Genomic DNA, 24,333 nt, shown 5'->3' on the forward strand with positions numbered 1-24,333 from the left:
GAAGGTTCGCGAGGGCCAAGAGCCGGAGAACCGGCTATTGAAGGGGTTGCTGAGGCAGGGCCTCAGCCGGGTTGTCGCTCTTTCTGGAGCAGGCGGGCGCCGGTCCCGTTCTTGTTGACGATTTCCACGCCCTTGCTGGCGAAAGCGTTCGTCATCTTTTCCTCCGTCACACGGCGAATGGACGCGCGGAGGCCGTTCTCGAACTGGTGAACGGTGGTCAGGGCGACATTCGCCTCGCGGGAGAGATCACGCATCGTCCATCGCAACAGGGCGCGGGCGGCGCGGCAGGCTTCAGGTGTCAGCTTGGTCATGGACCAACCTCATTCTAGGCGGCTGTGCGGCCAATTGGTGATGGTTAAAGCGCCGGCCGCGAAAGGCGCACTGGTTTGATTACTCAATGACTGCGAGTCAATCAATACAACCATCGATTGAAGAAACATACATCATTTCAAGAAGATAGTTAATGTTGAAAATATATATTTCTGGCTGTGTGAAATGGATGGAGATATTTGCCGGACGGCGAGTCGATGATTCCGGGCTTCAGGTTTGATTAAACAAGCCTATTTGGGAGCGCGGGCATGAGAAAGGGCGGCCCCGAAGGACCGCCCCGCATTCATTGATTTGGCAAATATTCTAGCTTTGCGCGAGTTGGAGAAAGCGTTCCTTCAGCATCGAATCGTCGCGGAATGCGCCGGTAAATTGCGTGGTGATCGTGGAAACATTCTGGTGGTGCACGCCGCGCGTCGTCATGCATTCGTGGATCGCGTCGATAAATACGGCCACGCCGCGGGGCTTGAGAACCTCGGTGATGACGTCGGCGATTTGCGCGGTCATGGTTTCCTGCGTCTGCAGGCGCTTGGCGTAGATTTCGACCACGCGGGCAATCTTGGAAATGCCGACGACGCGCTTCTCCGGCAAATAGGCGATATGCGCCTTGCCGATGAACGGGGCGATGTGATGCTCGCAATGGCTCTCCACCTCGATATTGCGGAGCATGACGATGTCGTCATAGCCCTGAACATCCTCGAACGTGCGGGAGAGTTCCTTGACCGGGTCCTGGTCATAGCCGGCGAACCATTCCTCATAGGCGCTGACCACGCGCTTGGGCGTGTCCAGCAGGCCTTCGCGGTCCGGGTTGTCGCCGGTCCAGGCGATCAGCGTGCGCACGGCGGCTTCCGCCGCCTCGCGAGAGGGGCGCTTGGATTTGTTTTCGTCAGTCATTCGGGCGTTTTCGGGGGTCATGGCGTCCATCGCTGGATCCTTTCGTTGACGGGCCCGGCTCTATTTCAAGCCGGGAAAGTACCGGTTTCCGGATCGAAAGCGCGGCGCGGACGCCGGTGCATTCGTATCTGTGGGTCATTAGATAGTAGGCGCGACCGCGATGTTCCACCCTTGCCTGCAAGATTGCTTCGCGCGCGGGTTTATCCCAAGCAGGCGCGCCGCTATCTGATGGTCGGACCATGACTTTGAAACTTCACGACACGCTGGCGCGGAAAAAGCGCGACTTCGAACCGGCCGACCTGGAGCGGGTGACGCTCTATGTCTGCGGCCCGACCGTTTATAACAACGCCCATATCGGCAATGCCCGCCCGCCGGTGGTTTTCGACACGCTGTTCCGCCTGCTGCGGCGCATCTATGGCGCGGACCATGTCGTCTATGCCCGGAACATCACCGACGTGGACGACAAGATCATCGCGGCGTCGGAGAAGACCGGGAAGAGCTGCGCGGAGATCGCTGAGATCTATACCGATATCTACCGGCGGGACATGCGCGCCCTGAACGTGATCGACCCGTCCATGGAGCCGACCGCGACCGGCCATATGCCGGAAATGATCGGCATGATCCGCCAGCTCAAAAAGAGCGGGTTCGCCTATGAGTCGAAGAAGCACGTGCTGTTCGACATCAACAAGTATGAGGCATACGGCAAACTGTCCCGCCGCGACCGTGACGCCATGGTGGCCGGCGCGCGGGTGGAGGTTGCGCCCTATAAGCGCGACCCGGCCGATTTCGTGCTGTGGAAGCCGGCGAAGGAGGGCGAGCCGTCCTGGTCCAGCCAGTGGGGCGATGGCCGCCCGGGCTGGCATCTGGAATGCTCCGCCATGATCGAGGCCAATCTGGGCGAGACGATCGACATTCACGGCGGCGGCGCGGACCTGGTCTTCCCGCACCATGAGAACGAGCTGGCCCAGAGCGCCTGCGCGCACGGCGGATCGCCGCTGGCGCGCTACTGGATGCATAACGGCTTCCTGAATATCGAATCCGAAAAGATGTCCAAGTCGCTGGGCAATGTGATGCTGGTCAGCGATCTGCTGGACGAGTGGCCGGGCGAGGTGATGCGCTGGGCGTTGCTGTCGGCGCATTACCGCCAGCCGCTGGACTGGACCCGCGACTTGCTGGAGCAGAGCCGGTCGTCCGTGGACCGCGCCTATCAGGCCTTGCGCAAGCTGGAGGGCGTCGAGCCGGCGGCGGGCGTCACCGCGGAAGGCGTGACCCAGGCGCTGGAAGACGATCTGAATACGCCCAAGGCGTTTGCGGAAGTGGCGCGGCTGATCAATGCGGCGAACAAGGCCCGGACGGACGCGGATAAGGCCGAGGCGAAGGCGCGGCTGATCGACGCCGGCGACCAGCTGGGCATCCTGCAAAGCGCGCCGGAGGAATGGTTCAAGGGCGCCGACGATACGGGCGAGGGGCTGAGCGCCGAAGAAATCGAGGCGCAGATCGAGGCGCGCAAGCAGGCGCGCGCGAACCGCGATTTTGCCGAGGCCGACCGGATTCGCGACGCGCTGGCCGATCAGGGCGTGGTTCTGGAAGATGGCGCGGATGGCACGATCTGGCGGCGTGAGGCGTAAATTCGTTTCGTTTTTACGGAAATCACGGAATGAATTGACGTTTGTGGGGAGTGGAACGCAATTCTGTTTTGCGTTATCATGTGACCATGACTGACGACCTCTATAATGACAAGGTAATCGCGCTGGCGGGCAATATTCCGCGCGTCGGCGAGCTGGATGCGCCCGACGTGATGACGCGCAAGACGTCGAAGCTGTGCGGATCATGGCTGGAGATCGATTTGGCGTTTGAAGGCGGCGCGGTGAGCGATTGCGCCCTGCGCCTGCAGGCCTGCGCGCTGGGCCAGGCCGCCGCGGCGATCCTGACCGGCAATATTATCGGCGCCACGCCGGACGAGATTGTCAGCGCGCGCGATGCGCTGAAAGCCATGCTGAAGGACGGCGGCGCGCCGCCGGAAGGCCGGTTTGCGGACCTGGCGCTGCTTCAGGCGGTCGCCGAATATCCGGCGCGTCAGGACTCGACCATGCTGGCGTTCAACGCCGCGGCCGAGGCCGTGGAAAGCGCGCGCGTGGAGGCGGCCTAGGGGCCACATTCAGCGGGGAGGCTTTTCACCCCGCGAAACAGGGCCTATTTTCCCGTGATGATGAGCATTCGGCGCACGACATCGACTAGCTAGGGCGTTGGCCGCCCGCCTGTATGGCGGGTCGGAGGCCGGCGTCCGGAACCGGCGGGTTAGACGCCACGGCCCGCCATTGCGAAAAGCCGCCGCACGGGCGGTGTTCGCACCCAGCTAGAACGTGCGTGAGCCACAGGACCGAAGCATCATCATGTCCTTCAGAAATCGCGCCGTTGCGGCGCTTCTCAAGATTTACAAGCTGACGCTGTCGCCCGCCTTCATGGCGCTGGGCGTGCGCTGCCGGCATGAACCCACCTGTTCGGAATACGCCGCGGAGGCGGTGCGCCGCCACGGTTTCCTGCGCGGCGGCTGGTTGGGCCTGCGCCGCGTGGCGCGCTGCCGTCCGGGCGGCACGCATGGCTGGGACCCGGTGCCCGACGGCAAGGGGGACGCAGCATGAGCCGCGCTGGCCGGATCATTCTTGCCGCGGCGGCCGCTGTAAGCCTGGGCGGCGCGGCGATGGCTCAGGACGGCGAGCGGGCGCGCGCCCGCGATCTGGGCGCGGCGCCGGGCGTGCTGCCGACGGGCGCGCTGAACGCGATCACCGATGTGGAAGGCGTGCGCGTCGGCCATGTGACGCTGACCGAGGGCGAAACGATCCGCACGGGCGTGACGGCGGTGCTGCCGCATGGCGGCGATCTCTACATGGACAAGGTTCCCGCCGCCGTGGCGGTGGGCAACGGCTTCGGCAAGCTGATGGGCGTGACGCAGATCCGCGAGCTGGGGGAGATCGAGACGCCGATCATTCTGACCAACACGCTTTCCGTTCCAGCCGGCGCCGAGGGCGTCATCGGCTGGACGCTGGATCAGGAAGGTCATGAGGGAATCGTGTCGGTCAACGCCGTGGTGGGCGAGACGAACGATTCCCGCCTGAACGATATTCGCGCCCGGGCCGTGACGCCGGACCATGTTCGGGAAGCCATAGAGACCGCCGCGGCGGGACCGGTGGCGGAAGGCGCTGTCGGGGCCGGGACCGGCACGGTGGCGTTCGGCTGGAAAGGCGGCATCGGCACCAGCTCCCGCGCGCTGCCCGCCTCGCTGGACGGCTACACGGTCGGCGTTCTGGTTCAGTCCAATTTCGGCGGCGTGCTGAGCGTCGATGGCGTGAAGGCGGGCGAGGCGCTGGGCCAGTATTATCTGAAAGAGCAGCTGGACAGCGACCGGGCGGACGGATCGATCATGATCGTGGTCGCCACTGACGCGCCGCTGGACGACCGCAATCTGGAGCGCCTGGCGCATCGCGCGCTGGCCGGTCTGGCGCGCACCGGCGCGTCCATGACCAACGGATCAGGCGATTACGTGATCGCCTTTTCGACCGCTGAGCCGGTTCGTCGCACGCCGGCGCGGCGGCAAGGGGTGGAATCCTACGCCAAGCTGGGCAATGACAGGGTTTCGCCGCTGTTCCAGGCGGTGATCGAGGCGACCGAGGAAGCGATCCTGAATTCCCTTTTCATGGCCGAGAGCGTGACGGGTTACGATTCCGCCGCGCGCGAGGCCCGGCACATTGAAGCGATACCGCTGGACAAGGTTCGCGCGCTGATCGAGGCGCGGAACGGTCAGGCAAAGACGGAAGACGAGTAAGACATGCCCGAGATCAGATTTCCCGATGGCGCCAGCCGGTCCTATCCCGACGGGGTGACGGGCTTTGACATCGCCGAGGATATTTCCAAGTCGCTGGCCAAGAAGGCGCTGGCCGTGGAGGTCGATGGCGAACTGCGCGACCTGAAGCGCCCGGTGGAGGCCGATTCCGAAATTCGCATCATCACGGCGCGTGATCCCGAGGGGCTCGAGCTGATCCGCCATGACGCCGCGCACGTGCTGGCCGAGGCGGTGCAGGAGCTGTTTCCCGGCACGCAGGTCACGATCGGGCCGGTGATCGAGGACGGCTTCTATTACGACTTTGCGCGCGAGGAGCCGTTCTCCACGGAGGATTTCGAGAAGATCGAAGCCAAGATGGCCGAGATCGTCGACCGCGACGAGGATATTGTCCGCGAGGTCTGGGACCGCGACGAGGCGATCAAGTATTTCAAGTCCATCGGCGAAGAGTACAAGGCCGAGCTGATCGCCGACCTGCCCGAGAACGAGGTGATTTCGATCTATCGTCAGGGCGAGTGGCTGGACCTCTGCCGGGGACCGCACCTGCCTTCCACGGGCAAGCTGCCCAAGGCGTTCAAGCTGATGAAGCTGGCCGGGGCCTATTGGCGCGGCGATCACCGCAACGCCATGCTGCAACGCATGTACGGCACGGCCTGGGCCGACGAGAAGGCGCTGAAAGCCCATCTCAACCGGATCGAGGAAGCCGAGAAGCGCGACCACCGCAAGCTTGGCAAGGAAATGAACCTCTTCCACATGCAGGAAGAGGCGCAGGGCCAGGTCTTCTGGCACCCCAATGGCTGGACGCTGTACCGCGCCCTGCAGGACTATATGCGCCGCCGACAGGACGAGGGCGGCTACAAGGAAATCCGCACGCCGCAACTGATGGACCGGAAATTCTGGGAAGAATCCGGCCACTGGGGCAAGTACCGCGAGAACATGTTCATTTCTTCCATCGAGGAGGAGGACAAGGTGCTGGCGGTCAAACCGATGAACTGCCCGTGCCATGTGCAGGTGTTCAACCAGGGCCAGAAATCCTATCGCGACCTGCCCCTGCGCCTGGCCGAGTTCGGCTCCTGCCACCGCTATGAGCCGTCCGGCGCGCTGCACGGCCTGATGCGGGTGCGCGGCTTCGTGCAGGACGATGCGCATATTTTCTGCCGCGAGGACCAGATCACCGACGAGGTGAAGAAGTTCTGCTCGCTGCTTCAGCGGGTCTATACGGATCTGGGCTTCGACGACGTGAAGGTGCGTTACGCCGACCGCCCGGAAGTGCGCGTTGGCGGCGACGAGATCTGGGACAAGGCCGAGAAGGCGCTGAAAACGGCGGCCGACGCCACGGGGCTGGACGTGCTGTACGAGCCGGGCGACGGGGCGTTCTACGGCCCGAAGCTGGACTTCGTGTTGCGCGACGCCATCGGCCGGGAATGGCAGGTCGGCACGATCCAGGCCGACTTCAACCTGCCCGAGCGTCTGGACGCCACCTATATCGGCGAGGATGGCGAGAAGCACCGTCCGGTCATGCTGCACCGCGCGATTCTGGGTTCGTTCGAGCGATTCCTCGGCATCCTGATCGAGAACTATGCCGGGGCCTTCCCGATGTGGCTGGCGCCGACGCAGATCGTGGTCGCCACGATCACCGAGGATGCGGCCGATTACGCCCGCGAGGCGGCGGATACGCTGCGCAAGGCCGGGCTGCGCGTGGAGACGGACCTGCGGAACGAGAAGATCAACTACAAGGTCCGCGAACACTCGAATGCGAAGGTTCCCTACATCGCCGTGGTGGGCAATCGCGAGGCGGAAGAGAAAAACGTGGCCTTGCGCGCCTTTGGCGAAGGCGGGAAAAAGCAGGAAGTCATCTCTCTTGATGATGCGGTGACGCGTCTTTCCGGAGAAGCCTTGCCGCCCGACCTCAAGACAAGCTGAAGAAAGCCCGCTCTTGCCGTCCAGCCTGATCCATCGCGCCCATAGCGCGCGCGCCATCGGCGCGATGCTGCTGGTTTTCCTGCTGACGCCGCTTCTGGCGACAGGGGGCGGACTGGCGTTGTCGCCATTGCTGGCGCTGGGCGGGATCATTGCCTTTCCCGGTCCCGATGGCTGGCGGCGGGCGATCCGTCCGGGCGCGGCCATCGGCATTGCGCTGCTTTTCCTGGTCTGGCTGGGCGTGGCGCAGCTCTGGTCGCCCAGCGACGCCGAACAGGTTTCTCTGGTCTGGGCCGGGGTGCTGCTCTATGGCGCGTTCGCGCTGGCCTGTATGCGGATGCCGGAAGACCAGCGGACCTGGCCGCGCGCCGCTCTCGCGGCGGGGGTTGCGGCGCTGGCCGTCATGCTGGTTGTGGAGGCCGCGACGGGGGCGTGGTTCACACGCTCCATCAAGCAGCTCAGCCTCGATAATCCGGCCCTGTTCCGCAATGTCGGACGCGGGGCCTCTGTCTTTGTGGTGCTGGCCGGACCGGCCGCGGCCATGGCGCTGGCGCATTTCCGGCACGGCAGATGGGTGGCGCTGGCGCTGGGCGCGGCGGCGGTCTCCATTGCGCTGTCCTTCGACATGATCGCCAACGCGGTTGCGCTGGTCGCCGCGGCGGCGGCTTTTGCGCTGGCCTGCTGGCGGCCGCGTTCGGCGCTGTTCGGCGCGGCGCTGGCCGCGGCGTTGTGGATCGTGTTTGCGCCGATGGTCATTACCGCGGCCGGCCCGCTATCGCCTGAAATGCGCGCCGATATGGCGTTTTCATGGGAATGGCGGTGGGAAACCTGGACCTATGCGCGGGAACTGATCGTCCAGCGGCCGTTCCAGGGGTGGGGGATGGATGCCTCCCGCACCTTTGATCAAATTGTCGCCATGCGCGGATTCGATCTGGAGCGCATGCCGCTCCACCCCCATTCCGCCGCGCTTCAGCTCTGGCTGGAACTGGGCATGGTCGGGGCGCTGCTGGGCGCGGCGGCGCTGGTGGCGCTGGTCCATGCCGCCTCCGACCATCTGGACATGCCCCGCGCGCAAGCGGCCGCGGCGGCCTCCGCGCTGGCGGCGATGGCCGTGCTTTCCTTCGTCAGTTATGGCGTGTGGCAGGAATGGTGGTGGGCGACGGCTTTTCTGGCCGCCTCCGCCTGTATCCTGATCGGGAGGGGCAGGGCATGAACGGCGGGGAGCGCCCGACCATCAGCGCCATCATGGTCAGCTGGCATACCGGCCCGGCGCTGTTCGAGGCCATCGATGCGGCCCTGAAGGCCGGCGATATCGACGAGCTGGTGATCCTGGACAACGGCAATCCCAAGGATGTCCGCCAGCGTCTGGAGGCGCTGGACGAGGCGCGCGAGAATGTGCGCCTGCTGGCCGGGCAGGGGAATGTCGGGTTTGCGCGGGCCTGCAATCTGGGCGCACGGGCGGCCAGTGGCGACGTGGTCCTGTTCCTGAACCCGGATGCGCTGATCGAGCCGGGCGCGGCCATGCTGATGGCCGAGGCCGGCGCGGCGCGCGGGCGTCATCCCTGGCTGGTCGGGGCGCGCCTGTTGAACACGGACGGCACGGAACAGCGCGGGGCGCGGCGCGGCATGCTGACCCCGCTTTCGGCCTTTATCGGCTATTCGGGTCTGTACAAGCTGGAGCCGCTTCACCCCGAGTTCCGCAATATCCACCGCGAGCGGGAGCCATTGCCGGACGGGCCGTGCCCGACGCCGGTGGTCTCCGGCGCGGCAATGGCCCTTCCGCGCAAGGATTTCCTTTCGCTCGGCGGGTTCGACGAAAGCTATTTCCTGCATGTCGAGGATATTGATCTCTGCCGCCGCGTGGCCGAGGCGGGCGGCGTGGTGGTGTTCCATCCGGAAGCGCGGGTGATGCATTACGGCTCCACCTCCCGCGCGCCGCTGATGACGGTAGAATGGGCGAAGTCGCAGGGTTTTGTGCATTATTTCTGGAAATTCGCGCGCACCCCGATGGGCAAGGTGAAGGCGGTCGCCGCCGCGCCGTTTATCGTGCTGGCCCTGATGGGCCGGGCCACCGCCTATTCGGCGCGGAACGTGGTCCGTTCGCTGGCCGGGCTGGACTAGGCGCTTTTCGGAAAACCGCCGGCCTTGGCGAGCAGGGCGGGGGGCATGCGGCCGATATGTTTTTCGACCCAGTGCGTGGTCTCGATAAGCTTGTCGAGATCGAGCCCGGTCTCGATTCCGGCGCGATCCAGCATGTAGACGACATCCTCGGTCGCCACGTTTCCGGTCGCGTTCGGCGCGAAGGGGCAGCCGCCAAGGCCGCCGCAGGAGGCGTCGATGACGTCCACGCCCGCCTCGATGGCCGCGAAGATATTGGCCTGGGCGGTGTTGCGCGTGTCGTGAAAATGCATGCGCAGGCGCGGGCCGTTATCGCCCAGGCGTTCACGCAGCCCGGCGATGAGGCGCTGCACGGACCACGGATCGGCGACGCCGATCGTGTCGCCGAAGGCCAGCTCCACGGCGCCCGCCTTCGCGGCGCGTTCGGCAAGGTCTATCACCGCGCTCTGGTCGACCTCGCCGTCAAACGGATCGCCGAAAGCGACGGAGATGGTTGCCGATAGAGGGATGCCGGCTTCGATCGCCAGCGGGGCGATGCGCTCGAACAGGGCGGCGGATTCTTCCGGCGTCGCGCCCTGGTTCTTCACGCCGAAGCCTTCGCTGGCGACCATGACGTAATTGATCTCGTCACACTTCATGTCGATGGCGCGGCGCAGGCCGCGCTCATTGAGCGCGAGGCCGATCCAGCTGGCCCCGCGGTCGCGCGGGACGCGGCCCATGATGTCGTCCGAATCCGCCATGGCGGGCACGAGTTTCGGGTTTACGAAACTGGCGACTTCCATGCGTTTGCAGCCCGCGTCCAGAAGCCGGTCGATGAATTCCATCTTCACGTCGGTCGGCAGCAGGGTCTTTTCATTCTGCAGCCCGTCCCGCAGGCCGACTTCGACAATCTCGACACGGCGCGTCATGGCGTCGCCTCCTCGCAATTCACGCGCACGGCCAGCAGATCCAGTTCGTCTCCATTGGAGTAATTCAGGCCGTCCGCCTCTTTTAAGATGTGTGCGCACGAGGCGCGGTCCGCAAGCGCGGCGCGGAGCGCGTCCCAGTCGGCGCGCGGGATGATGAAGGCGCTCAGATCGCCGCTGGTGGCGGCGCGTTGCATGATCTGGTCGCGCGGCTCAATGGCGATGCCGCCATCCAGCAGGAATACGAGGCTGGGTTCGGTGAAGGCGTAGCTGCCGATGGGGCGCTCGTCCGGGGCGAAAACGCCGGTGAAGTCGCGGGCGGTGAAGAGCGGGTCGAGCGCGGGGGCGACAAGGGCGCGCGCGGACCAGTGCCAGCTAAGCGCGGCCAGCAGCGCCAGCACGATTCGCGCCCAGCCTGTGGGCGTGACGATGGCCGCGGCGGAGAGTGTGACAATGACGCCGCCGGCGATCCACGCGGTCAGTTGCGTCGCGCCGTCGCCGTAAGTCATGGCCAGATAGACCATCAGCGCGGCGCCGCTCAGGCCGGCGAATCCGAACAGGATATTGGAGGCGATGCGGCTCCAGAGCGGGGCGGCGCGCTTCCAGAGCTCCAGCGCCCCCAGCCCGGCCAGCAGGGCGAAGGCCGGATAGACCGGCATCGTGTAATGGCTGAGCTTGGTGGGCGTCAGCTCATAGATCAGGAAGGCCGGTATCGCCCAGGCCAGCAGGAAGCGCACCCCGGCCCAGTCCGCATCGTCGCGCCGCGCGCGAAGGGCGCGCCATGCCGGGATGAAGCCCGGAATCAGGAACAGGGTGGCCGGCCAGAGCTGCAGAATGGCGAAGGCGGTGTGATAGCCCGGCGGCGCGCCATGGCTTTCCACGCCGCCAATGACCTTGGGTTGAAGGTCTTCGCCAACGGCCTGTTTTATGAACTCGAACCCGGTCGCCATTTCGATGGCGACATACCAAGGCAGGGCGATGGCGACGGCCAGCATCGGCCCCGGCCACCAGGCCAGCGGTTTCGCCCAGGCGGCTTTCCGCTCCCACAGGAACAGGGCCAGCAGGGCGGGGATGACGACCAGCGGCGTGACCGGACCCTTGATCATGATGCCCGCCGCGAAGGCGGACCAGAAACCGATAGCCGTCCATCGTCCGCCGCCGCCGAATTTCAGGTGCGCCAGCGCCAGCATGGAAAGCGTCGTGAAGGCGACCAGCACCGCGTCCGTCTTGGCGATGGCGGCTTCCACGCCCAGAAGGATGCAGACGGCGAAACAGGCCGCGCCGATGAATGCGGCGCGCGGATCGATCAGGCGCAGCCCCGCCATCCAGGCCGCCAGCGCGGCGAGCATGGCCCCGAACAGGGACGGGATGCGATAGGCCCAGATCTGGCGCGCCTCCTCGCTGGAGAAGAGGGCGACCGAGGCGGCTTGCAGCCAGTGGATGCCCGCGGGCTTCTTGTGGCGCGGGGCGTCCTGAAAGCGAATCTCGATGAAATTGCCGGTTTCCAGCATCTGCGCGCTGGCCTGGGCATAGCGCGACTCGTCGCGGTCCAGCGGCGGCATGGTGAAGACCCCGGCGACGCCCGCCAGCAGCGCAAGAACAAGGATGATCAGCGCCGCGTTTCGCCCGGCCGGGTTGAAGGGCAGGGGCGCGTGCGGGGCGGAAGGGGCGGCGGTTGGCGTCATCACTGTCCGCTGTTTAACGGGCCAGCGGCAAAAGGCGAAGAGGGCGCGCGCCTCTTTCGCAGCCGCGCCGCCCGTGCAAAAAGCGATGAAGCCTCAAGCGGCGGTCATGCGTCAGGACATCATGAACGAAACCCAGCTAGAAATCAGCGTTGTCGTCCCGGTCTATAACGAAGCGGGCAATTGCGGCGCGCTGGCGCGGGAGATCGCCGGCGTTCTGGACGGGCGGCGTTACGAGATCATTTTCGTCGATGACGCCAGCGGGGATTCGACGCGCGAGGAACTGGCGGGCGTCATGGCGGACCTTCCGGCGCTGCGCGTGATCGGCCATGAAACCAATGCCGGGCAGAGCCGCGCCACGCGCACGGGCGCGCTGGCCGCGCATGGCCGGGTGATCTGCACGCTGGACGGGGACGGCCAGAACGATCCGGTGGACCTTCCCGCCATGATCGACCATTTGAATGCCAATCCAGCGCTGGGGCTGGTCTCCGGCCGCCGCAAGAAACGGCAGGACAGCGCGGGCAAACGCATTGCCTCGCAATGGGCGAACGCCATCCGGCGGCGGGTTCTGCGCGATGACGCCGCGGATTCGGGATCGGGCATCCGGGCGATGCGGCGCGACGCCTTCATGCGCCTGCCGTATTTCGATCATATGCACCGCTACATGCCCGCCCTGATGAAGCGGGAAGGGTTCGGCGTGGCGTTTGTCGATGTGGGGCACCGGGCGCGCGAGGCGGGGCGGTCGAAATACACGAATTTCGGGCGCGCCGTGGCGGGCGCGTGGGACCTTCTGGGGGTTTCATGGCTTATTGCGCGAAATCGAAACCCCGGAGACGCGAAAGAGGTTCACCCCGACCGCCGCAATGGTTAATGTGGGGTTATGGTTATGGTTCCTTCAAATAATGCGGCCGCCAAGGGCGGAAGCTGGTTCGACGCGGTTCCCCTGCTGGTGATCCCGTTGATCGTCTATAATTTCCTCGCCTTCGGCGGAAAAATGCTGTCATCGGTGGAAGGGGTCCAGGCGCGCCTGGTGGCCCCGGCGATGCAGATCCCGATGCCGAGCGACGCGGTCTGGGCCGTCAGCTGGGGCGATCTTTTCATCGTGCTCAGCCTGATCCTGCTGTTCGTGGAGATCATACGCTCCACCGGGATCGGCAAGGGCGCGATCATCAATCACGGCGTGTCGATGATCGTGTTCATCGCGTGCGTGGTTCAATTCCTGCTGTTCGACGTGTTCGCGACATCCGCCTTCTTCCTGCTGACGCTCATGACGTTGCTGGACGTGGTGGCGGGCTTCGTGATCTCGATTGTCACGGCGCGGCGGGACTTCGCGGTCGGCGGCGGTTAGCCGGACGGCGCTATTCAGCCAAGGAAATAGAAGACCGAGAGCGCGGCCATGAAACCGGCCGCGCGTTCGGCGTTGAGCGCCTCCGCCTTGCGGACGAGACGGCTCACGCGCTGACCTTGTAGAGGCGGCCGGTCAGGTCTGGCGCGGGACGGTAGGCGCGGGCGTAGCGGGCGCGTTCATTGGCGTCGGCCTTCAGGCCGCGGCGCTGCGGACCGCGCGTCAGCTGGATCTCGATTCCGGCGGCGGCGGTCTGACCCTCTACGCTGGGGACCAGGGCCAGCGGGGCCGGCGCGCGGCGCGGCGCGGCGGCTTTCGGCGCCGGTTTCTTCGGCGCTTCGATGCGGGCCGGGACGGAACGTTTGTCCGCCAGCACGAGCGCCCTTGATATGCTGCTGATCCGAGTCATTACAGCGGACATGGCGCAAGCTTTGGGCCAGACCATGGCGGGAACTGCGTCCCGTTTAGACGCTGTTAACTACGATTTTCGGCAAATTGTCCCGGTTTGCGTATCAAACCGGGACGATAAGGGGCGTCTAGCCCTTGGACATCTCGTCCAGGCGCTTGCGCAGGGCTTCCATCTCGTCGCGGATGGAGGAGAGGTCCTCGTCGCGCTTTCCGCCGCCGGCCGGGGCGGAGGGTTCGGCCCCCGCGTCTGCGGACGGGTTGAACATGCGCAGGGCGTTCTGGAACATCGCCATGTTCTGGCGGGTCATTTCCTCGAACATCCGGTAGGCGTTCGCAGAGCCCATATTGCCGCCCATATGCTCCTGCATCTGCTCCTGCTGGCGGGCGAAGCTCTCCATCGACATTTCCAGATAGGAGGGCAGCACCGCCTGCATCTGGTCGCCATAGAAGCGGATCAGCTGTCGCAGGAAGGTGATGGGCAGCAGGTTCTCGCCGTGGCTTTCCTGCTCGAAGATGATCTGGTTGAGCACGTTGCGGGTGATGTCATCGCCCGACTTGGCGTCGACGACCACGAACTCCACGCCGTCACGGACCATCGCGCTCAAGTCATCAAGCGTCACATAGGCGCTGGACGATGTGTCATACAGGCGGCGGTTCGCGTATTTCTTGATGACGACTGGTTCGTCCGGATCGAGTTTCTTTTTCGCCAAGATCGCGCTCCCTCAATAATGTTATAGGTTTTTTGTAGGTCCGACTTAGGACCAAAGCGTCTTTCCCCGCAAGAGCAGTGCGCGTCAAGCAGATTTCATTTCAAGGCTTTAAACCGGCGCTCAGACCGGATTTAGTGTAGATAAACGATAACGACAAAATACCGGACAGGGAGGAATTTATGGACCGGACTGCGATCGTGACAGGCGGAACACGCGGCATCGGCGCCGCCATTTCACTCGCGCTCAAGGAAAAGGGATTCAGGGTCGCGGCGACTTATGCCGGCAATGATGACCGCGCCCGGAAATTTACCGATGAGACCGGGATCGCCGCGTTCAAATGGGATGTCGCGGATTTCCCGGCCTGCCAAGACGGCGTGAAACAGGTCGAGAGCGCGCTCGGCCCGGTGGAGGTGCTGGTCAATAACGCCGGCATCACGCGCGACTCCACGATGAAGAAACAGACCCGCCAGCAATGGGACGAGGTGATCGACACCAATCTGGGCGGGGTGTTCAACATGTCCAAGGCGGTGTGGCCGACCATGCTGGACCGCGGCTTTGGCCGCATCGTCAATGTCGGCTCCATCAACGGGCAGGCGGGGCAGTACGGTCAGGTGAACTACGCCGCCGCCAAGTCCGGCATCCACGGCTTCACAAAGGCGCTGGCGCAAGAAGGCGCGCGCGCCGGCATCACCGTGAACGCGGTGGCGCCGGGCTATATCGACACGGACATGGTCGCCGCCGTGCCGCCAGAAGTGCTGGAGAAAATTGTCGCCCGCATCCCGGTGGGCCGCCTTGGCGGCGCCAGCGAGATCGCGCGCGGCGTGCTGTTCCTGGTGGAAGACGAGGCCGGTTTCGTCACCGGGTCGACTCTGTCCATCAATGGCGGCCAGCACATGTACTAATCTGATCGGGCGTCTTTTCCCCGCACGCTGCGTCGGCGGCGTCTCGCGTAGCAAACTACGCGTCGCCGTCGCCTACTGACGTGCGGAAAAAATCCACTTCGATCGGTGTTTTGAAAATCAAGTTCCAGGCTCCCAGCCTTCGGGGGCGAGTTCGAAATGGTCGAATTCGAAGCCGGGGGCGACGGTGCAGCCGACCAGCGTCCAGTCGCCGGTGGTCTCCGCGCTTTGCCAGGCATGGGGCGGGACGACGCCTTGCGGTCGCTCGCCGGCGGCAAGGTCCGCGCCAAGGCGGATTTCCTGCGATCCGTTATCGTCGTGAATGCGCAGGATCAGCGGCGCGCCGGCGTAGTAATGCCATGTCTCGGACGCGTCGATGCGGTGCCAGTGGCTGCGATTGCCTTCGGTCAGCAGGAAATAGATGGCGGTGGAGGCGGCGCGACCCTCGCCGGTTTCGTCGCGCCAGGTCTCGCGGAAAAATCCGCCTTCCGGATGCGGGGCGAGGTCCAGCATCGCGATGATGTCTTCGGCTTTCATGAAACGCTCTTACGCTTGCGGGTAGAGGATCATCTGGGTGCAGCGGAAATGCGCGATGGCCTTGCCGCTTTCTTCATGGGTGACGACCGAATCCCAGACTTGCGAGGCGCGGCCCAGATGAACCGGGCTGGCGAGGGCGCGGACATGACCGCTATTCGCCGTGCCCGTGAAGTTGGACTTCAGTTCGATTGTCGTGAAATTCAACGCGCCCTCCGGCAGGTTCAGGATGCAGGCCAGCGCGGCTGTGGTGTCAGCCGCCGCGATGACCGAGGCGGCGTGCAGATAACCGTTCGGGGCCATCAGCTCCGGCCGCAGCGCCAGCCGGGATTCGATGTGATCGGCTTTGGTGGAGATCCATGTCAGGCCGACAAGGCCGGGCAGGCTGCCCTGACAATAGGCTTCGGCCTGTTCGGGGGTCAGGTCTTTCGGCGGGGCGGGTGGAATGTCGCGCGCCATCAGAACCGGTCCTTCCGCGCGCGCACTTCGGCGAAGACCTTTTCCGGCGCGGCGTTGGGCAGGCCGACGGCTTTCTTGAGCGGGGCCTTGTCGGCGCGCAGGAAGGGATTGGCTTCAAGCTCGGCCCCGACCGTGGTGGGCACTGTCGGCTCGCCCTTCTTCCGCTTGCGGTCGACGTCGCCGGCATAGGCTTTCAGCGCGTCGTTGTCCGTTTCCACCGTCAGGGCAAAACGGGCATTGGCCTGGGTGTATTCGTGGGCGCAGTAGAGCTGCGTGTCTTTCGGCAGGGCCCGGATCGCCTTCAGGGAGTCCCACATCTGTTCGGGCGTGCCCTCGAACAGGCGGCCGCAGCCGAGCGCGAAAATGGTGTCTCCGACAAAAGCGACCTTCTCCGCCGGGAAATGATAGATGATATGGCCCAGCGTATGGCCGGGGGTTGCGATCACGTCCGCCTCGAACTCGCCCAGCCGCACGCGCTCGCCGCCCTCCACGGCGCGGTCCACGCCGTCTATGTTGCCGCGTTCGCCGCCTGGGGCGACCACGAAGGCGCCGGTGGCTTTCTTCAGCGCCGCGTTGCCGCCGGCATGGTCCCAGTGATGATGGGTGTTCCAGATCTGGCTGATGCGCCAGCCGGACGCTTCCGCCTGACGCAGGATGTCATCGGGATCGGGCGTGTCGATGCAGGCCGTTTCCCCGGTATGCGGGTCATGCGCCAGAAATCCGTAATTGTCGTTGAGGCAGGGAAACATCCGGACCTGCAACATATGAACTCCGTTCATTCACGTTCGCTGAGTCTCAACCTAGTATCGGGGGGAAGAAGTTAGAAGGCATGTTCGATGCGGCTTGATGTCGTGGACCTGAAGCGATTTTACGACAGCCCGCTGGGCGGCATGGCGCATGAGATGATCGCCCGCCGCATTCATGCCCTGTGGCCGGACGCCCGCGGGCTGGACATGGCGGGTCTGGGCTATGCCGCGCCTTATCTGACGCCGTATCTCAGTTCCGCGCGCCGCATCGTGGCGGCCATGCCCGGCCAGCAGGGCGGGGAGGCGTGGCCCGAAGACGGGCGCTGCGCCAGCGCGCTGGTCGAGGAAACCGCGCTGCCCTTTCGCGACAATGCGTTTGACCGGGTAATCGTGGCGCACGGGCTGGAGGAAAGCGACGCCTTGCGCGCCATGCTGACCGAGGTCTGGCGCATATCGGCCGGGGAGGGGCGGGTCATCCTGATCGCGCCCAGCCGGGTGAGCCTGTGGTCTTTGTCCGACGCCAGCCCGTTCGGTCACGGCCGTCCGTTCACGCGCATCCAGCTTTCGCGCCTGTTGCGTGATTGCGGGCTGGAGCCGATGGCCTGGTCGCGGGCGCTCTATGCGCCGCCGCGCGGCTGGGGCGTGATCGCCCGGTCCGCGCCGGGCTGGGAAATCATCGGCGACATGCTGTGGCCGGGGCTGGGCGGCGTGATCCTGGTGGAGGCGCGCAAGCGCGTCGCCATTCCGCCGCGCGGCAGCGCCCCGGCCTTCGCCACGGCGCCGGCGCGCGCCTGAGCGCTTGCCGCTGCGCAAGGGCGGCGTTATGTCCGCTTTCGAACTGTCTTGCCTGCCCATAATGAAGAGGATCATGCGATGAGCGGACCCACGCCCCGCAAAGGGATCATGGATATTCGCCCCTACAAGCCCGGTTCGTCCGAGGCGCCGGGGATCGAAAAGCCCGCCAAGCTGTCCTCCAACGAGAACCCGCTGGGCGCCAGCCCGAAAGCGATCGAGGCTTACAAGACCTGCGCGGATTCGCTTCATCTCTACCCGGACGGGGCGTGGGTGAAGCTGCGGGAATCGATCGCCGCGCGCTATGAGCTGGACGCCGAGCGCCTGGTTTGCGGCGCGGGGTCGGACGAGATTCTGCAAATGGTCGGCAAGGCGTATCTGAACCCGGGCGAGGCGATTTTGCGCTCCGAATTCGGCTTCCTGGTCTATGGGCTGGTAGCCAAGCAGAGTCTGGCAGACATTCAGGTCGCGGAAGAGAAGAATTGCACGGCGGACGTGGATGCGCTGCTGGCCGCGGTGACGGACAAGACCCGCGTGGTTTTTGTCGCCAACCCGAACAACCCGACCGGCACCTACCTGCCGGCCAGCGAAATCCGCCGCCTGCACGCTGGCCTGCCGGAAAACGTGCTGCTGGTCGTGGACGAGGCCTATGCTGAATATATGCGGCGGGACGATTTCGAAACGGCGCTGCCTATGGCCTCGCAATTTCCGAACGTGTTGGTCACCCGCACCTTTTCCAAGATCTATGGTCTGGCGGCGCTGCGGCTGGGGTGGGCCTATGGCCCGGCGGATGTGATCGGCGCGCTGAACCGCGTGCGCGGACCTTTCAATGTCAGCGTCCCGGCGCAGGCGGCGGGCGCGGCGGCGATCCATGATCTGGAGTTCGAGGAACGCTCGGTCGAGCACAATGAACAATGGCGTCCCTGGCTGGAGCGCGAAATTGCAAAGACCGGCCTGAAGGTCACGCCGGGCTACGGCAATTTCGTGCTGGTGCATTTCGATCCCGAAGGCGCGAAGACGGCTGACGCCGCCGACAACTTCCTCAAGAGCAAGGGCCTGATCGTGCGTCCGCTACAGCCCTACGGGCTGGGCGACGCCCTGCGCATGACGGTGGGGACGGAAGACGAGAACCGCCGCCTTGCCGCCGCGCTTCAGGAGTTCGTTTCGGGCGCGTGAATCCGCGGGGCGGCGCCCACCGGGGCCGGTCCGATATAGGCCTTCCCGCCATTGAAGGAGACGGGCAGGACCACGCGGTCCTCCTCGTTCCGGGGCGCGATGGCGACCGCGATCTGGGCGAATTGCCGGGCGCGGTTATCCAGAATTCCCGCCTGCTGCAGGGCGTCCAGAAAACGCTCCGGGTCGGACAGGCCCAGCTGGCCGGTCCCGGCAAGGAAGCCTGCGGGATCGACGCCCAGAACGCCGGCGGCGCTGACATCCAGCGCGCCCCAGCTCATCTGTGCGCTGTCGATGATCACTTCGCCCGCGTCCGGGTCTTCGGCGCTGAGGAAGATTTCCACGTCCTCGATCCGCCGGCCCAGCGCGTCGATGACAGGGTATGACTGGTCGGAGGTCAGCTCGGCGGAGTCCAGATAAGCCTCCGTCCGCACCACTTCGCCGTCCACGGACTGAAGCAGAAGGCGCGCGCCCTCGAGGCTGAGCTCAAGCGGGCCTTCGTCGGAGCCGATGACGGCGCGCACTTCACTCTCCGGCTGCGCGTCCCAGACTTCCAGATCGAAGACAGAGGCCGGGCGGGCATGCAGCGCGCGCGTGGCGGCGCTCCAGTCATTATTCGGCGCGCCGATGGCGAAATCCGTAACCTGCACCTCGAAGGCGGCCGGGAAGCCGTTGACGTCGACGCGGCCCATCTCGATGGCGTAGCCCTCCGCGCGGCGCTCCTCGGCCCAGGCCAGGGTCTGTTCCTTGATCTGTCCGGAGACATAGATCCAGTAGAACACATAGAGGGCGGCGAAGGCCGCGGCGGCGATGACCAGAATGGTCAGAATACGGCGGATGCTCATACGCCCTCCTCAACCAGCGCGGCGGTTCTCGTGTCGATGGCGGTTTTCAGCCGCGTCATGAATTCCTTGCGGTCCAGACCCGGCGGAATCGGCTCCAGAACTTCGACGATAATGCGGCCCGGCTGTTTCAGTTTGCCGAAAGACTCCCAGATCAGTCCCGAATTCAGGGCGACCGGAATGCAGGGGACGTCCATCGCCTTGTACAGGGCGGCGACGCCCGGCTTGTAATCGACCCGCTCATCCACGCCGGTTCGGGTGCCTTCCGGGAAAATCAGAATCTGGCGGCCCTCTGCGGCGCGCGCGCGGGCCTGCCGCGTCATGTCGCGCAGGGCCTTGGACGCCGCGGAGCGGTCCACGGCGATATTGCGCAGCTTCTGCGCCCACCAGCCGAAAATGGGCAGCCATTTCAGTTCCTTTTTCAGGATGATGGCGGGATCGTTCAGGAACACCCACGGCGCCAGCGTATCGAACATCGACTGATGCTTGCAGGCGACCAGCGCGCCGCCTTCGGGCAGGTTTTCCGCGCCCCGCAGCTCCCACGTCACGCCGCCCAGAACCCGCAGCCCCCAGAAGATCAAACCGCGCCAGACCGTGAAGCCGCCCCGCGCCCAGGAGCGCGGACCGATCAGGGTCGGGGTCAGGATAATGCCCATAACGACCATCAGGCCGTACATCCAGACCACGAACAGGGTGGAGCGAAGCGCTTGCATGAGGCTTGGAGTTCCTGAGCTTTCGACGGATCAGGCGTTGTGTTCGCCGGGCGGGCCGGTCACCGAGTCCCGGGTGAGGATAACCAGAAATTTCAGGTATTCCAGCGTGGTCTGGCGCGGCCCGCGGGAGAACACGCCGCCCACGGGATAGGGGCGGTATTCAATATCCGGCGCGGCGCGTTTCAGCTCTATCATGGCGCGCGGCATGTGGAAGCGGTGGGTGACCACCCCGACGGTCTGGAAGCCGTGGCTGCGCGCCCAGTTTGCCGTTTCCGCGCCGTTGCCGATGGTGTTTTTGGCCGCGCGGTCGATATCCACGCAACAATCGAAACGGGTCATGGCGCCGGGACCGAAGGCGCGCAGATCCTCGCTGGTGGTTTCCTCATAGACGCCGCTGATGAGAAGGCGGTCGCCCGCCCCGGCCTCCAGAAGCGTCAGGCCCTGACGGATGCGCGCCCCGCCGCCGCCGGTCAGAACGACCAGCCCGTCAGCGGCCTCGGCGTCCGGGTGCGGCTTTCCGGGCAAGGCGACGACAAAGGCGACATAGCCGGCGAAAAACGCGGCGGTCAGCCCGGTAAAGAGCGCGGATAGAAAGCGCAACGCCATCGTTTGCTCAGTTCGACTCCTTCAGGGCCGCCATGACGGCGAACCAGGCCGTGGCCGCGCCGATCTGCCCCGCGACCAGCGGGGCGGCGGCCAGTATAAGCGCATCAAACACGTCCGGCGCAGCGGCCGATCCCAACAAGGTCTGATTTATTGCAGCGAAATAGAGGCCCGTCGCGCATAATCCAGCGATCACCGCGCCGGCCAGACCGGCTTTCAGCCCCATCATCCAGAAACGCCGCATGAAAAGATTGGCGATATAGGAATCCTTGGCGCCGGCGATTTTCAGGGCCTCGATCACGTCCCGCCGCGCGGCCAGACCCGCCCCGGTGGCGAACACGATGACCGCGGCCGCGGCCAGCGCCAGCAGACCCAGTATGGCCAGCGCGATCAGCTGGGCGATGGTGGCGGCGCGGGCGATCTCGGCCTCCCACCGGCTGTGATCGTCCACCACGGCTTCGATGTTTTCAGCCTCCAGCGCGCTGCGCATGGCCTCGGCGTCGGCCGCGCCCTCCACGGCGATCAGGCGCGGGGCGGGCAGTTCCTCCGGTAGGGCGTCGCCAAACCAGGGGGACAGAAGCGCCTGCGATTCGTCAGCGCCCAGAGGTTCGGCGGTCTCTATGCCCTCGACGCCGGATAAAAGCTCCGCGGCGCGGGCGGTGAGGGCGTCCGGATCGTCGTCCTCGCCGGGGAGGATCTGGACGGTGGCTTCGGAGGACAAATCCTGAGTCCAGCTGCCTGCCGCCTGCCAGGCGCTGCGGGCGGTCAGGCCCGCGAAACAGGCCAGGAAGACCAGGATCGTCACGACCAGGAAAAGCGGCCGGTCGCGGCTGTGATCGGGGGGCAGAAGGGGGGAGGCCTTGGGCGCGCTCATCGCCGGCCCTCCGTGGTGATGCGCCCTTCGGCCAGGCTGAGGACCGGAGCGTTGGCCTTGCGCACCAGATGCAGGTCGTGCGTGGCGATCACCACGGTGGTACCCAGCCGGTTCAGCTCCCGGAACAGGCGCATCAGGCGGTCGGCGCGTTCGGGGTCGACATTGCCTGTCGGCTCGTCGGCGATCAGCAGGTCCGGCTTGTTGACCACGGCGCGGGCGATGGCCACGCGCTGCTGCTCCCCGCCCGAAAGCGTGGCGGGGGAGGCGTCCAGACGGCCGCCAAGCCCTACCCAGTCCAGCAGTTCGGCCACGTCATCGCGGTAATCGGCGCGCTTTTGACCCGATACGCGCAGCGGAAGGGCAACATTGTCGAACACGGAGAGATGATCGAGCAGGCGGAATTCTTGAAACACCACCCCGATTCGCCGGCGAATTTCCGCCTTTTCGTTGCGTTTCAGGTCTGCCGAGCCGCGCCCGAACAGGCTGATCCGACCGTGCGACGGACGGTGAGCGAGGTAAATCAGCTTCAGGAGGGAGGTTTTACCCGCGCCGGACGGGCCGGTGAGGAAATGGAAAGAACCTGCCTCCAGAATGAGGTTAATGTCGCTGAGAACTTCCGGTCCGCTGCCATAGCGCATACCGACATTCTCGAACCGCGCCACGGCGGGCGCGGGTTCGGGCTGGGGTTCTGGAGCGGGGAAACTGGACATCGGCGCAGAAATGATAGACCCGTTTGTTTTAGAGAGGCGCGCTTCGTGATTCGTCTAGCATGATACTGAGCTGTCCTTCCTGCACCACGCGCTATTCCGTCGACGACTTCACGCTCGGCGACGGGGGCCGGCGCGTGCGTTGCGCTTCCTGCGGTCATACTTGGCATGTCGCGCCCGGCGGGGGCGAGGCCGCGCCGCAGGCGGCGGCTGAAAAGCCCGCAAAAACAGAGACATTGAAACCGGTTCCCAAAGAGCCGGCGCAGGCCTATCGCGCCAAGGTGGAGGCGCGCCGCCGCCGCCGCTATCTCATGATGGGCGCGGGGGCGTGGAGCGGCATTGCCGCGGCCTTGATCGTGATGCTGGGCGCGGCGTGGATTTTCCGGCTGGACGTGGTGCGGGCCTGGCCGCAGACCGCCAGCGCCTATGCGATGGTCGGATCGAACGCCAATGCCTACGGCCTGTCCATTGAGGGCGTGGCCGCCGAGCGGGTGCTGGTCGAGGATCAGCCCGTGCTGGAGGTCGAGGGCACGCTGCGCAATATCGACCGCCGTAATCGCGACATGCCGTTTGTCCGATTTGCGCTTCAGGACGCCGAAGGCGAGGAATTCTTCGCCTGGACCGTGGCGCCGGAGCGGGAAAATCTGGACCCGGGCGAGCGCGTGGCCGTGGTGACCCAGCTGGTCAATCCGCCGGAGCGCGCCGCGAACGTGGCGTTGACGCTGGCTGATGCGCCCATAGAGATCGCCGATCCCGATGTAACGGTGGAAGCGCCGCAAGAGGGCGGCTCTGACGAAGGCGCTGAAACCGAACTCGCACAGGGCGGCGAGGCGGGGTAGAGACCTCTCGCTATGGAAATTCTGCTCTCTGAATCCGAAATCGCGGACCGGGTCGCGGATGTGGCGGACCGGATCGCGGGCGAAATCGAACCCGACTGGATCGCCGTGGCGCTGCTGGATGGCGGCCTGACCTTCGCGGCGGACCTGATTCGCGCGCTGTCGCATCGCGGCGTGGACGTGCGCTATGACGCGCTTCGCGTCACCACTTATGGCGATTCCACGACCGCGGCGGACGAGCCGCGCCTGCTGTCCAATGTCACGCGGCCGGTAAAGGGCGCGACCTGCCTGCTGATCGACGAGGTTTTTGATTCCGGCCGTACGCTGGAATTTGCCTATGACACGCTGATCGAGGCAGGGGCCGAGAGCGTGAAAGCGGTGGTGTTCGCGGAGAAAAACACCGCCATATCGCCGCGATTCAAGCCGGAATGGTCCGCCTGGACAGCGCCGGATCGTTTCCTTGTAGGGTATGGCATGGATCTGGCCGGGCGCTATCGCGGCCTGCCGCATATCGGAGCCATCGACTAGTCGCGGCGAAACCGGCCTAGAACCGCTCCAGAAGCCGGTCGTAATAGTCCAGTTCTTCCTCCGGACGGCCGCGTTCGGCCGCGCGGCGGCGGATTTCCTCAAGGATTTCGCGCGCCCGCTGGCGGTCGGCCTTGTCCGGAATTTGCACGTTATCACCGCCCCGGCTGAGGCCCGATGACCGGCCCAGCGGGTCCGAGCCTTCGGAAGCCTGGCCTTGCGCGCCGTTATTCGCCTGCCGGCTGCGCTCCATCATGCGCTGGGCGAGACGATCCGCGCCTTCGCGCAGCGCGCCCAACGCCTCTTCCTGCGCTTCCTGCGCCTCGTCGCCCGCGCCACGCCGCAGCGCCTCTTCTGACCGGCGCATGGCTTCGCCGGCGCGGTCCAGGGCCTCGTCCGGGCTTTCGCCGCCCAGACCCTCTCCTTCGCCGTTCTGGGCCAGGTCCTGACGCAGCTCCTCCAGCGCTTCACCAATGCCTTGCT

29 protein-coding genes are annotated in these 24,333 nt (G+C 65.3%); 14 read left to right on the forward strand and 15 right to left on the reverse strand.

The genetic code is table 11. The features are described from left to right. Window positions 1–62: 62 nt before the first annotated feature. Together L338_RS07055 and folE are read right to left on the reverse strand one after the other, a co-directional pair. The gene (locus L338_RS07055) at window positions 63–311 is read right to left on the reverse strand and encodes a helix-turn-helix transcriptional regulator (protein WP_022697667.1); all 249 of its coding nucleotides are present in this window, start codon (window positions 309–311) and stop codon (window positions 63–65) included. Between the two features lie 322 nt (window positions 312–633). After that, window positions 634–1,251 carry a GTP cyclohydrolase I FolE gene (gene folE / locus L338_RS07060; RefSeq protein ID WP_022697668.1) on the reverse strand — a complete coding sequence of 206 codons (618 nt, stop codon included), beginning with the start codon at window positions 1,249–1,251 and terminating at the stop codon, window positions 634–636. A 209-nt stretch (window positions 1,252–1,460) separates the two neighbouring features. Here folE and cysS point away from each other — a divergent pair, with 209 nt between their 5' ends. The 7 genes from cysS to L338_RS07095 all read left to right on the forward strand — a co-directional run bounded on the left by cysS (window position 1,461) and on the right by L338_RS07095 (window position 9,100). Next, window positions 1,461–2,849 (forward strand): cysteine--tRNA ligase, encoded by a 1,389-nt coding sequence (gene cysS / locus L338_RS07065; protein ID WP_022697669.1) that lies wholly within the window; start codon window positions 1,461–1,463, stop codon window positions 2,847–2,849. Between the two features lie 86 nt (window positions 2,850–2,935). Then, complete coding sequence (locus L338_RS07070) at window positions 2,936–3,370, forward strand: iron-sulfur cluster assembly scaffold protein (protein ID WP_033310805.1); 435 nt, start codon at window positions 2,936–2,938, stop codon at window positions 3,368–3,370. A 244-nt stretch (window positions 3,371–3,614) separates the two neighbouring features. Then, window positions 3,615–3,863: a membrane protein insertion efficiency factor YidD gene (yidD, locus tag L338_RS07075; RefSeq protein WP_027068353.1), complete on the forward strand. Its 249-nt coding sequence runs from the start codon at window positions 3,615–3,617 to the stop codon at window positions 3,861–3,863. Then, window positions 3,860–5,044: a DmpA family aminopeptidase gene (locus tag L338_RS07080; protein ID WP_022697671.1), complete on the forward strand. Its 1,185-nt coding sequence runs from the start codon at window positions 3,860–3,862 to the stop codon at window positions 5,042–5,044. Before yidD ends, L338_RS07080 begins: the two co-directional genes overlap by 4 nt. Window positions 5,045–5,047: 3 nt before the next feature. After that, entirely contained in the window at window positions 5,048–6,982 is a 1,935-nt protein-coding gene (thrS, locus tag L338_RS07085) for a threonine--tRNA ligase (protein ID WP_022697672.1), read from the forward strand. Window positions 6,983–6,995: 13 nt separating this feature from the next. After that, window positions 6,996–8,192: an O-antigen ligase family protein gene (locus L338_RS17350; RefSeq protein WP_022697673.1), complete on the forward strand. Its 1,197-nt coding sequence runs from the start codon at window positions 6,996–6,998 to the stop codon at window positions 8,190–8,192. Beyond that, the gene (locus L338_RS07095; RefSeq protein ID WP_022697674.1) at window positions 8,189–9,100 is read left to right on the forward strand and encodes a glycosyltransferase family 2 protein; all 912 of its coding nucleotides are present in this window, start codon (window positions 8,189–8,191) and stop codon (window positions 9,098–9,100) included. The genes L338_RS17350 and L338_RS07095 overlap by 4 nt, the downstream gene beginning before the upstream one ends. Here L338_RS07095 and L338_RS07100 read toward each other — a convergent pair. Next, the gene (locus L338_RS07100; RefSeq protein WP_022697675.1) at window positions 9,097–10,005 is read right to left on the reverse strand and encodes a hydroxymethylglutaryl-CoA lyase; all 909 of its coding nucleotides are present in this window, start codon (window positions 10,003–10,005) and stop codon (window positions 9,097–9,099) included. The genes L338_RS07095 and L338_RS07100 overlap by 4 nt on opposite strands. Next, the gene (locus L338_RS07105; protein WP_022697676.1) at window positions 10,002–11,687 is read right to left on the reverse strand and encodes an ArnT family glycosyltransferase; all 1,686 of its coding nucleotides are present in this window, start codon (window positions 11,685–11,687) and stop codon (window positions 10,002–10,004) included. The genes L338_RS07100 and L338_RS07105 overlap by 4 nt, the downstream gene beginning before the upstream one ends. Before the next feature lie 106 nt (window positions 11,688–11,793). Here L338_RS07105 and L338_RS07110 point away from each other — a divergent pair, with 106 nt between their 5' ends. Together L338_RS07110 and L338_RS07115 are read left to right on the forward strand one after the other, a co-directional pair. After that, window positions 11,794–12,555 (forward strand): glycosyltransferase, encoded by a 762-nt coding sequence (locus tag L338_RS07110; RefSeq protein ID WP_241762240.1) that lies wholly within the window; start codon window positions 11,794–11,796, stop codon window positions 12,553–12,555. A gap of 15 nt (window positions 12,556–12,570) precedes the next feature. Then, window positions 12,571–13,032 carry a hypothetical protein gene (locus L338_RS07115; RefSeq protein ID WP_022697678.1) on the forward strand — a complete coding sequence of 154 codons (462 nt, stop codon included), beginning with the start codon at window positions 12,571–12,573 and terminating at the stop codon, window positions 13,030–13,032. 103 nt (window positions 13,033–13,135) lie between these two features. Here L338_RS07115 and L338_RS07120 read toward each other — a convergent pair whose 3' ends face one another. Then, a complete protein-coding gene (locus L338_RS07120) occupies window positions 13,136–13,405 on the reverse strand; it encodes a hypothetical protein (protein WP_022697680.1) in 270 nt (89 codons plus the stop codon). A gap of 160 nt (window positions 13,406–13,565) precedes the next feature. Continuing rightward, window positions 13,566–14,147 carry a polyhydroxyalkanoate synthesis repressor PhaR gene (gene phaR, locus L338_RS07125; RefSeq protein ID WP_022697681.1) on the reverse strand — a complete coding sequence of 194 codons (582 nt, stop codon included), beginning with the start codon at window positions 14,145–14,147 and terminating at the stop codon, window positions 13,566–13,568. A 179-nt stretch (window positions 14,148–14,326) separates the two neighbouring features. Between phaR and phbB the strand changes: the two genes are divergently transcribed. Continuing rightward, on the forward strand, window positions 14,327–15,049 hold the full coding sequence (gene phbB / locus L338_RS07130) for an acetoacetyl-CoA reductase (RefSeq protein ID WP_022697682.1): 723 nt from the start codon (window positions 14,327–14,329) through the stop codon (window positions 15,047–15,049). 117 nt (window positions 15,050–15,166) lie between these two features. Here the strand turns inward: phbB and L338_RS07135 are convergent, their stop codons facing one another. Genes L338_RS07135 through gloB form a run of 3 tightly spaced genes read right to left on the reverse strand, consistent with a single transcriptional unit; the run spans window position 15,167 to window position 16,818 of the window. After that, window positions 15,167–15,583: a cupin domain-containing protein gene (locus L338_RS07135; RefSeq protein ID WP_022697683.1), complete on the reverse strand. Its 417-nt coding sequence runs from the start codon at window positions 15,581–15,583 to the stop codon at window positions 15,167–15,169. A gap of 9 nt (window positions 15,584–15,592) precedes the next feature. Continuing rightward, window positions 15,593–16,039: a PaaI family thioesterase gene (locus tag L338_RS07140; RefSeq protein WP_022697684.1), complete on the reverse strand. Its 447-nt coding sequence runs from the start codon at window positions 16,037–16,039 to the stop codon at window positions 15,593–15,595. Further along, window positions 16,039–16,818, reverse strand: a complete 780-nt coding sequence (gloB, locus tag L338_RS07145; RefSeq protein WP_206740800.1) for a hydroxyacylglutathione hydrolase — start codon at window positions 16,816–16,818, stop codon at window positions 16,039–16,041. Before gloB ends, L338_RS07140 begins: the two co-directional genes overlap by 1 nt. Before the next feature lie 57 nt (window positions 16,819–16,875). On the opposite strand from gloB, the gene L338_RS07150 reads away from it, so the two are divergent. Both L338_RS07150 and hisC read left to right on the forward strand, forming a co-directional pair. Beyond that, on the forward strand, window positions 16,876–17,580 hold the full coding sequence (locus L338_RS07150; protein ID WP_022697687.1) for a class I SAM-dependent methyltransferase: 705 nt from the start codon (window positions 16,876–16,878) through the stop codon (window positions 17,578–17,580). A gap of 78 nt (window positions 17,581–17,658) precedes the next feature. Next, entirely contained in the window at window positions 17,659–18,753 is a 1,095-nt protein-coding gene (gene hisC, locus L338_RS07155) for a histidinol-phosphate transaminase (RefSeq protein ID WP_022697688.1), read from the forward strand. Here the strand turns inward: hisC and L338_RS07160 are convergent. Genes L338_RS07160 through ftsE form a run of 5 tightly spaced genes read right to left on the reverse strand, consistent with a single transcriptional unit; the run spans window position 18,729 to window position 22,492 of the window. Beyond that, window positions 18,729–19,595: a DUF2125 domain-containing protein gene (locus L338_RS07160; RefSeq protein ID WP_022697689.1), complete on the reverse strand. Its 867-nt coding sequence runs from the start codon at window positions 19,593–19,595 to the stop codon at window positions 18,729–18,731. The two genes, hisC and L338_RS07160, sit on opposite strands and share 25 nt — an antisense overlap. Beyond that, window positions 19,592–20,305, reverse strand: coding sequence for a lysophospholipid acyltransferase family protein (locus L338_RS07165; protein WP_022697690.1), 714 nt, complete (start codon window positions 20,303–20,305; stop codon window positions 19,592–19,594). Before L338_RS07165 ends, L338_RS07160 begins: the two co-directional genes overlap by 4 nt. Window positions 20,306–20,335: 30 nt before the next feature. Continuing rightward, the gene (locus L338_RS07170) at window positions 20,336–20,911 is read right to left on the reverse strand and encodes a YdcF family protein (RefSeq protein WP_022697691.1); all 576 of its coding nucleotides are present in this window, start codon (window positions 20,909–20,911) and stop codon (window positions 20,336–20,338) included. A 7-nt stretch (window positions 20,912–20,918) separates the two neighbouring features. Continuing rightward, window positions 20,919–21,782, reverse strand: a complete 864-nt coding sequence (locus L338_RS07175; RefSeq protein WP_022697692.1) for a cell division protein FtsX — start codon at window positions 21,780–21,782, stop codon at window positions 20,919–20,921. After that, complete coding sequence (gene ftsE / locus L338_RS07180; protein ID WP_152485840.1) at window positions 21,779–22,492, reverse strand: cell division ATP-binding protein FtsE; 714 nt, start codon at window positions 22,490–22,492, stop codon at window positions 21,779–21,781. Before ftsE ends, L338_RS07175 begins: the two co-directional genes overlap by 4 nt. Window positions 22,493–22,551: 59 nt before the next feature. Here ftsE and L338_RS07185 point away from each other — a divergent pair, with 59 nt between their 5' ends. Then, complete coding sequence (locus L338_RS07185; RefSeq protein WP_022697694.1) at window positions 22,552–23,328, forward strand: MJ0042-type zinc finger domain-containing protein; 777 nt, start codon at window positions 22,552–22,554, stop codon at window positions 23,326–23,328. 12 nt (window positions 23,329–23,340) lie between these two features. Then, window positions 23,341–23,853, forward strand: coding sequence for a phosphoribosyltransferase (locus L338_RS07190; protein WP_022697695.1), 513 nt, complete (start codon window positions 23,341–23,343; stop codon window positions 23,851–23,853). 16 nt (window positions 23,854–23,869) lie between these two features. Here L338_RS07190 and L338_RS07195 read toward each other — a convergent pair. Continuing rightward, window positions 23,870–24,333 (reverse strand): DUF4175 family protein (locus L338_RS07195; RefSeq protein ID WP_027068357.1); only part of this gene is annotated, 464 nt, incomplete at its 5' end.

This window comes from Euryhalocaulis caribicus (genome assembly GCF_000412185.1).
GTDB classification, from domain to species: Bacteria; Pseudomonadota; Alphaproteobacteria; order Caulobacterales; family Maricaulaceae; genus Euryhalocaulis; species Euryhalocaulis caribicus.